The organism is Aphanizomenon sp. UHCC 0183 (assembly GCF_009712065.1).
Classification (GTDB): Bacteria; Cyanobacteriota; Cyanobacteriia; order Cyanobacteriales; family Nostocaceae; genus Dolichospermum; species Dolichospermum heterosporum.
On the sequence record NZ_VILC01000066.1, the window covers coordinates 16,279 to 24,571 of the forward strand.

General features: G+C 33.3%; 10 protein-coding genes. 5 read left to right on the forward strand and 5 right to left on the reverse strand.

Going from position 1 to position 8,293, the window contains the following annotated elements; translation table 11 throughout:
- Window positions 1-158 precede the first annotated feature (158 nt).
- Window positions 159-671 carry a hypothetical protein gene (locus FJR37_RS18750; protein ID WP_168466796.1) on the reverse strand — a complete coding sequence of 171 codons (513 nt, stop codon included), beginning with the start codon at window positions 669-671 and terminating at the stop codon, window positions 159-161.
- 343 nt (window positions 672-1,014) lie between these two features.
- On the opposite strand from FJR37_RS18750, the gene aroA reads away from it, so the two are divergent.
- The 4 genes from aroA to FJR37_RS18770 all read left to right on the forward strand — a co-directional run bounded on the left by aroA (window position 1,015) and on the right by FJR37_RS18770 (window position 3,375).
- Complete coding sequence (gene aroA, locus FJR37_RS18755) at window positions 1,015-2,361, forward strand: 3-phosphoshikimate 1-carboxyvinyltransferase (protein WP_168466797.1); 1,347 nt, start codon at window positions 1,015-1,017, stop codon at window positions 2,359-2,361.
- A 67-nt stretch (window positions 2,362-2,428) separates the two neighbouring features.
- Entirely contained in the window at window positions 2,429-2,791 is a 363-nt protein-coding gene (locus FJR37_RS18760; RefSeq protein WP_168466798.1) for a hypothetical protein, read from the forward strand.
- Window positions 2,792-2,830: 39 nt separating this feature from the next.
- Window positions 2,831-3,142: a DUF4258 domain-containing protein gene (locus FJR37_RS18765; protein ID WP_168466799.1), complete on the forward strand. Its 312-nt coding sequence runs from the start codon at window positions 2,831-2,833 to the stop codon at window positions 3,140-3,142.
- Entirely contained in the window at window positions 3,142-3,375 is a 234-nt protein-coding gene (locus tag FJR37_RS18770) for a YgiT-type zinc finger protein (protein ID WP_168466800.1), read from the forward strand. The genes FJR37_RS18765 and FJR37_RS18770 overlap by 1 nt, the downstream gene beginning before the upstream one ends.
- 135 nt (window positions 3,376-3,510) lie before the next feature.
- Here the strand turns inward: FJR37_RS18770 and FJR37_RS18775 are convergent, their stop codons facing one another.
- From FJR37_RS18775 to FJR37_RS18790, 4 genes are all read right to left on the reverse strand, one after another.
- Window positions 3,511-3,921 (reverse strand): type II toxin-antitoxin system VapC family toxin, encoded by a 411-nt coding sequence (locus tag FJR37_RS18775; protein ID WP_217355328.1) that lies wholly within the window; start codon window positions 3,919-3,921, stop codon window positions 3,511-3,513.
- Window positions 3,900-4,121, reverse strand: a complete 222-nt coding sequence (locus FJR37_RS18780; RefSeq protein ID WP_015078156.1) for a hypothetical protein — start codon at window positions 4,119-4,121, stop codon at window positions 3,900-3,902. Before FJR37_RS18780 ends, FJR37_RS18775 begins: the two co-directional genes overlap by 22 nt.
- A gap of 142 nt (window positions 4,122-4,263) precedes the next feature.
- Window positions 4,264-5,859 (reverse strand): WD40 repeat domain-containing protein, encoded by a 1,596-nt coding sequence (locus FJR37_RS18785; RefSeq protein ID WP_168466801.1) that lies wholly within the window; start codon window positions 5,857-5,859, stop codon window positions 4,264-4,266.
- A gap of 30 nt (window positions 5,860-5,889) precedes the next feature.
- Window positions 5,890-7,092: a hypothetical protein gene (locus FJR37_RS18790; RefSeq protein WP_217355329.1), complete on the reverse strand. Its 1,203-nt coding sequence runs from the start codon at window positions 7,090-7,092 to the stop codon at window positions 5,890-5,892.
- A 198-nt stretch (window positions 7,093-7,290) separates the two neighbouring features.
- Between FJR37_RS18790 and FJR37_RS18795 the strand changes: the two genes are divergently transcribed.
- A partial coding sequence (locus FJR37_RS18795; protein ID WP_168466802.1) for an NB-ARC domain-containing protein occupies window positions 7,291-8,293 on the forward strand: 1,003 nt, incomplete at its 3' end.

The window sequence follows — 8,293 nt, forward strand, 5'->3', positions numbered from 1 at the left end:
TTGGTAATTGGTAATTGGTAATTGGTAAAACTCTTACCTGCCCCCTCCCCTACCTCCCCCACCTCCCCTACCTCCCCTACCTCCCCTACCTCTCCTACCTCCCCTACCTCCCCTACCTCCCCTACCCCCTGCCCCCTGCCCCCCGTTACCTATTCCCTTCAATGCTGAATTTCCAAATTGAGAATGTAATGACCCAATTGGACTTTTCCTGTCCAGAATTCGTATTCTAAACGAAGATGTTCTGGAAAAGGATGCCCACTGAGAGTGAAACTTTTGGTAAAATTACGCAAACGGATAGGTTGATGGGGTTGTAATGATTCATTTGGCAACCAAAAACGACTAATACCATATATACCTAACTCCCAAAAGTGACGGTAACTGACTTGTGCATTACCTTGCATTGTCATAATTAACCGCCGAGATGAAATTTCCAGCCATAAAATTCTGGGACTGCTGGGAGGAGAAAAATTGTTTTTAGTTGGGTAAATTGTATCTTCTGGATTTAAATAACTGCCTACTTCACAACTAATAAGAGGTGGTGCAGTTAATAGTAAATGAAATTTATCTGTGTCCTTTTGGATTAAAGTTCCAGCAGTGTCAACCACAGACCAAATCGGTAAGTCCGTGGAAATCATTGATAAACATACGGGTTTGCGGTGGTGAGTTAGCATGAGAGTGTGAGAGGTTACAAATAAAGAATAAAAGTTGAGCGATTTTCTAAATTGCTGATTCTGCCTACTATTTGACGTTACGGCTGAAGTTTTTGGTGGTTGGAAGCAACAAAAAATAAGACATTCAAGCAAGATGTCTAATAAATAGTAAAACCTGGTTCATCGTCAGCAAATATTTTGATTTGTTAATCTAGACAATTCAATATGGTATTACCTGTCACCTATTATCTACCAGAAGAAAGATTATAGTTGCCAAAAAGCGGTAGGATACTAAATTGGAAGTGAATAGTGATAAACAAGTCGCTGTTTAGCTTTTATTCTATTCAAAAGTCATTGTATCCTAATGTCGGCTATTGTTATTACTTTAGAAACTCAAGCAAACTCTTCGGATCACTTAATTATTCAGCGCCCTGCGGCTGGATTGTCTTTGCAGGGACGTATCCGAGTTCCTGGTGATAAGTCTATTTCCCATCGCGCTTTGATGTTGGGGGCGATCGCTGAAGGTGAAACTCAAATTCAAGGATTGCTGTTAGGTGAAGACCCCCGTAGCACTGCTGCCTGTTTTCGGGCGCTAGGGGCGGAAATTTCCGACTTAAACACAGAATTGGTGACAGTCAAAGGCATTGGTTTGGGCAATTTTCAAGAGCCTATAAATGTCTTGGATGCGGGTAATTCTGGAACAACGATGCGGTTGATGTTGGGGTTGTTAGCATCCCATCCAGGGCGATTTTTCACGGTGACAGGTGATAGTTCTTTGCGATCGCGTCCCATGTCCCGTGTTGTCAAGCCTTTGCAACAAATGGGGGCGCAAATTTGGGGACGTAAGGGTAATACCTTAGCACCTCTAGCCATTCAAGGACAAGCCCTGCAACCCATTCATTATCATTCTCCCATTGCTTCGGCGCAAGTTAAATCCTGTATCCTCCTGGCGGGTTTAAACACCGAAGGACAAACCACCGTCACCGAACCTGCTTTATCACGGGATCACAGTGAACGAATGTTAAGGGCTTATGGCGCAGAATTAAGTATAGATCCAGACACAAATAGCGTCACGATCACAGGTGGGGCGAAACTCTACGGACAAACCGTAATTGTTCCCGGTGACATCAGTTCAGCGGCTTTTTGGTTAGTTGCGGGGGCGATCGTTCCTGGTTCAGATTTGGTAGTCGAAAATGTCGGTGTCAATCCTACCCGCACCGGTATTTTAGAAGCATTAGAACTCATGGGGGCAGATATTCAACTAGAGAACCAGCGGGAAGTAGCGGGAGAACCTGTGGCTGATATTCGCGTCCGTTCCGGTGGTTTAAAAAGCTGTACGATTGCTGGTGATATTATTCCCAGGTTAATTGATGAAATTCCCATTTTGGCAGTTGCAGCGGCTTTTGCTGAGGGGACAACAATTATTCGGGATGCGGAGGAGTTAAGAGTCAAAGAGAGCGATCGCATTACCGTGATGGCACAACAACTCAATAAAATGGGGGCAAAAATCAGCGAATTACCCGACGGAATGGAAATCACCGGCGGTACTCCCTTAGTCGGTGCGGCAGTAGATAGCCATACAGATCATCGCATTGCCATGAGTTTAGCGATCGCCCTCAACACCATCGGTACAACCACCATTCACCGCGCTGAAGCTGCTGCTATTTCTTATCCCAACTTCACAATCACACTACGGGAAATTTGTCAATAATTTTTAGGGACAGGGAATAGAGGACTGGGGTATAATTGATAAACAACAAATATTCTTAATCAGCATTATGACTACAGTTGCCATTTTACCTATATCAAATGCCAGTGGTGAAAGGTCTTATCGTGCCATTGCTGGAGATAAACAGTCTGTTGGCAAAACTGCCGGTCAAGCTTTAGATGCTTTGACTACACAGTTAGGTGAAGTTGAATTTCGGGCATTATTAATTATTGATAATTTTCATCCCGATCAATTCTTCACTAGAGATCAACAAGAACGTTTATCCGAACTAATGACTATCTGGAGAATAGCACGAGATCAAGAACAGAAACTTCCGCCAGAAATACAAATTGAGTTAGATAACCTTGTTAATCTTGAACTCAATGCTGCTACTGCTAGAACCGCATCCTTAGCACAACAATGGAGTCAATGAATCAATTTTATCATCTTGTAGCAGATCGCGCCATAACTAATGAAATCTATAGATGAAATTCGTGAACAACTTAAGTCAGGAAATTTTGAATTTACTCGTCATGGACTAAAACGTTTAGTTGAAAGAAATATCAGTCGCGCGGAAATAATGGAAACAGGAGATAATGCAATTATTATTGAAGATTATCCAGATGATAAATACTCTCCTAGCTGTTTAATTTTAGGATTGACAATTAATAATCGTCCTTTACATTTACAGGTATCAAGACGAGAATCTGATATTTTAACTATTATTACTTTATATGAGCCTAATCAAACCGAATGGATCAATTATTCTCAAAGGAGGTTATAATGTTAAATTGTCATAATTGCGGTTCAGATAAATTTACTGAAGAATTAGTTAATGAAACTTTTGAAATCGAAGGTAAACTAATTTTGGTTGAGGGTATTCCCGCTAAAGTTTGTTCTCGTTGTGGAGAAATAACCTTTAGTAGTGAAACTGCTGAAAATATTCGTTTAATGTTGAATAGTAATCAAAAATCTCAGAGAAAAATTGAGATTGATGTTTTTGCTTTTTCTGCTTAAATGATAACTTGAATATTCTTGTATCATATGAAACTGAATCTGATTTTAATGATTATCTTCCTAATTTAGAAAATTATGAAGCTAGATTGACAAAAGGAGAAATTAAGTGGTAGATTTAAGTTAATTTAATCATATTTATTGATGTTTATCTATAGAAGATTGATATAAATTTAAACCGTGAATAAAGCGAAAATCCTTAATATTTAAAGTATATAAATCTATCTTATGAACTAATGCAGTTGAGGCAATTAAAGCATCTGGAATACTTAGTTTATGACTGAGAGAGTAAGTTTCCATTAATTCAATGAATTGAGTTGATACCATGATATCCACAGGAAACATAAAAAGTAATTGTAAATGTTTCTTAATTTTCTTCAATTCCACATTATTAATAGCGCCATAATATAATTCAGCTTGAGTAATGGCACTAACCGCTAATTGATTTAGTCCAATATAACGAAGCTCAGAAATAACCTGAGAATTGTTTTTATAAAATTCTATGAGAATATTTGTATCACATAAAATCATTTCGTTTCTTGTCTCCATGCTTCTTGACGAATGGACTCAGTAGTAATATTTCTATTTTCCCAGATTCCTGCCAAAGAAAAAAAATCTTGCTCATCATCAGATATATTGGTGTTATCTTCTATTACTTCTACAGAATTAACAAAATCTAAAGCAGAAATAAGTTTTAATAGCATCTGTGCTTTTTCTTTGTCAGCAATTTGAATGATTAGTTGTTGCATATTTGTTTTTTAGTATAATAATACTATTATAATTGTACAACTATTTCTGTTTAGTTTAGCGAGAATTATCAAATAAGATGTTTTTGATGATTTAGAGGAGTTTAAATTATAATGAAATATTTGTTAGATACCAATGTAATTACTATCTCTGTTTCCAAAATTTAATAGTTTTATCTTTGCTCCCACTAATTAATATTTTAGTATTTGGAATAAAAGCAAGAGATGTAACAGCACTATCATGTTGCGTTATTTCATCAAAAGTAAGTAACTTTTTATTACTAAAATCCCAAATTTTAATATAGCCTTTATTATCACCACTGGCTAATAACTTACCATCCGAACTGAACGCAATTGTGTTAATTATATCATGAACTACATCACTAGAATTTTCTTCTTTCAAAATACTCCCTTCCTCATCAAGAAGATTCCATAATTTTATTTTATAATCATCCTCACCCACACTTGCTAAAATTTTACCATCAGGATTAAATGCTAAAGAATTAATCTTAAAGCCATTTTTTATTTTGTGAGCATTCAAAATTTCACGTTTTTCACATATAGTTAAATCTACTATTTCCCAAAAATATATATTTCCTCCACTATCGGAACTCGCAAAAGTTTTATTATCGCTACTAATTGCAATTGATGTTATTTGGTTACCACTCCAGTGCTTTTTATTATCATTTTCTTCTTGTGTTTTCCAATTAAACAATTTTATACTTCCATCTTTACAACCGCAAATAATTAAATCTTTATTGATAAATGATAAAGAAGTAATTCTATTATGATTACTACTTTCTATTAATATTGAATATATTTCTTTGCAATTATGATCATATATTTTAATGTAGTTACTGTTTGTTTCTACTATCCCCGTTGCTATATAATCGTTTTGACTAATTGATATAGGACTTTGATTATAAATATCTGGTATTACTTGTTGTCCAAGTTCTAATATTTTTCCTCCAACAACAGGAATATTATTGATTAGTTTTGAGGGAAAAATTTGATGTTTCTTTTCTAATTTAAATTTATCATTGTACTTTATATCTTCTCCATTTGTAGCATCAAACGGAACTATAGCTAATGTTTGCCAAGTATCATCAAATCTTACAGCCAAAAAAGTACCTTGAGTAGAAATATCAAAATCATATATTTCGTGATCAAGATTTATTTTATGTAATAGGTCTAATTTTTTCTGAAAACTGTCATCAATTTTTGGAGAATTTGTGTAAGTTTCTTGAATAATTAATTCAAAACATTCTGATTCTGATGGTTTTTCAAAACTTTGTAATTTTGAAGGAATTGTTGCTTTTGGATAACTCCATTGCCAAAATGTTTTATAAGGGTGTTTAATGTCATTATGAATTTGAGCAAAAATGCTTTCAGAAATTTTTATTTCTGTTAATGTACCCTTAAAAACAACACCTTCAATAAATGGAATTTCTCTACCGAAAGAATCTTTAATTATTCTATCTCCGACTATTCCCATATCTTCATAAGTTGTTTTAATCACACGAAATACTAACGTTAAATCACCAACAGCAGAATTATGGATTTGACAATATATCGCTTTTTTAGCTTCTGTGGTCTTTCCTCCTGCAACAGACTCAATTAAACTAGATACTCCAGCATCGCACATAAAATTAGGAGCAACTATTGTTCTAAATCCAATATTCTGACTACGACTAACGAGGAAAACCCAACCCTCTATTTTTTCTATGATATCTGTTGTCATAATTTAATCTCTTGATTTAATCTAATTAATTTAATTGGTTAACTTAGAATATGTATGTTCATATTCTAATTTATTTACAAGCAACAAGAAACAACGAATAGAGTATTCTAAAGCAGTTTTTTCACTTTCAATTTTTACTAAAGCCTCTGCTTTCTTAGCTTTTAATTGTTCTGTTCTTTCTTTAGCTGCGGCTTCTTTATTGTATACAGATGTTTGCAATTCTTGATCAATAAAATCAATAATATCTGTAAGTATTTCCTTTGAAAATTGAAATTGGGAAGGTAATTTAGGTGCTATTGTTTCCAGTATTGTTTTAGCAGTTGTACCAAAATATTTTTTGAGTTTATCCCATAAAGTTAAATTAGCTTTGACTTCTTTAACCTGTTCTTGAGATTTTTTCTTTTCCTCATTAATCATTTTTTTCAACTCTTCTTTTAGCTTATCAGGTAGAATACAAGCTATAGGTAATTCAATATTATAAGGTTTAGGTAGTTTTCCTGTTTTTCTCATACTACCATCGCTTTGTTGTTCTGCAAAACCTTTACCAACTGAACTAACAGGAATTAATCGAACAACACCTTTATTATGATCATTTCTATTATTTTCATTATTAATATCACTGTTATTACTTCGAGTCATAATAATATTGCGGAATTGATCTATTTCTAGCAAATGATTTCTAACTTCTTCTAGGGTGTATTTACCTTCTATTAAATCCCATTTACTAATAATAAAATGAATAGATTTATCTGTATTTTGCATTAAATTCAATACATTTGCCAAGTCTTTAACTACCCATTTTGTACCTGACTGTTCACCCTTGATATATGAAAGTAACCGCGAACCATCTATTAAACCTAATAAAACATCTGCATTTTTTATTGTTTCATTAAATTTTTCAATATATGTAGTATCATCTTTGTGATCTGTTAGTATTTCACCTGCATAATCTGTATACTGAAATTGACAAGCTGAATAAATACCTTTCGGAGTCTGTATTTTACAAGTAAATTTCCAGTTGGATATATTTGTCATTTGTGTTGGTTCTGGCCATGTTTCCTCAGTAGCAACTTCTGTATAAATCTGATTCAAAATTTTTCGTTGAGCATCATCTACCGCTAAAAAAAATCCTGATTCTCCCTGTGTTGAGAGTTTATGATACATACTTCCTAAAAACACAGTTTTACCTGAACCAGATGGACCCAAAATAACTACATTATAAATTGGTAGCATAAATTGCCTCTAAGTATCAATACAGTAAGTTTTTGATTTTTTACCCCGCTTTATTATGTATCATCTTTTTTTATTATCTAAAAGACTGTTTAAGACTGTGTTTTTGTAACGAACTGTTAAAGAAATGTATTAAAATAGCTTAGAATGATGCGTAAAAATACGCTATAATTACTGAAAACCTTATCATGACCTGATTTTATGGATGTTGCAGAAATTTTACAATTTGCCGATCAATTGATCTTAAATAAAACAGGAAAACGTTTAGATGATCTACAAAAAACTGTAATTACCGGAGTTTATGAAGGAAAAACTTATGAGACAATAGCGGATGAATGTCATCGCAGTGAAAGTCGCGTTAGAAGTGTTGGACGTAAACTGTGGCAAATTTTATCAGAATCTTTAGGAGAAGATGTTAATAAGCATAATTTTTGTTGGACAATCGAAAGAGTAGCAAATAATCAGTTTATTTTAGGAAATAACAATATTAATTATTGCCATAATAATAAAGAATCTTCTGAAAATACAGAACAAGGTATTAAGAATCAACTCTATTATGATTTAACTATTGCTCCTAAAATTAATCGTTTTTGCGATCGCACTTCGGAAATTGATACTTTATCCAATTGGATATTAAATCAAAATACTCATTTAATCTCAATCTTAGGATTATCCGGTATTGGTAAAACCACACTCTTTAAAAGATTTATAGACTTACATCAACAAAAGTTTGATGCTATTGTTTGGAGAAGTTTAAAATTTCCCCAATCCTTAAATTTATTACTTGATGAGTTCCTAAAACATCACAAATTAGACTCATTACCAACAATAAATGATAAATTAAAACAATTATTTGATATTCTCACAAATAAAAAATGTTTAATTATCCTTGATGATATCCAAAATATATTTATTCCTAATCAATTTGCGGGAAAATATCAACCAGAATATCAAGATTATCAAACCTTATTCAAAATGATTACAGAAACCCATCATCAAAGTAGTGTTATATTAATTAGTCAAGAACAATGTCCAGAAATGGAATGTTTAGATGAAGAACTATATCCTATTAAATCTTTAGAATTATCAGGTTTAGATAATCCAGAAATTCTCAAAAATACTGGATTGAAAAATGAAGATAGTTGGTTAAAATTAATCAAATTATATGAAGGTAATTTACTTTATTTAAAAAGTATTAGTATCC